Origin of the sequence: Porphyromonas sp. HMSC065F10, from assembly GCF_001808555.1 — a bacterium.
Taxonomy (GTDB): Bacteria; Bacteroidota; Bacteroidia; order Bacteroidales; family Porphyromonadaceae; genus Porphyromonas_A.
On sequence record NZ_KV793753.1, the window covers coordinates 673 to 934 of the forward strand.

The following is a 262-nucleotide window of genomic DNA, read 5'->3' on the forward strand; positions in this document are numbered from 1 at the left end:
GACGTCCTATTCCAGCATCTCGATAAGTCGCACAAACTTACAAATGAAAGTGAAGTCAAGCTGGAACTCCTCCCTCTTAAGGATACATCACCCATAGACAGTGCTATATGTCGACTCCAGCAAATTGTTCCTCCATTGGATAAGCTCACGAAGCCATTGGAGTCCTCCCCCACAAAGGTGGATTTAATTGTCTCCAATATGAAGCAGTCATGGGATGGCTGGGGGTTTGTATATGGAAAAGCTTTCCCATATACCGAAAACA

General features: G+C 44.7%; 1 protein-coding gene. It reads left to right on the forward strand.

All coding sequences use genetic code 11. The annotated features are described in order from the left end of the window. Positions 1-262: hypothetical protein (locus HMPREF2890_RS09155; RefSeq protein WP_210394737.1), on the forward strand; the 262-nt coding region annotated here is incomplete at both ends.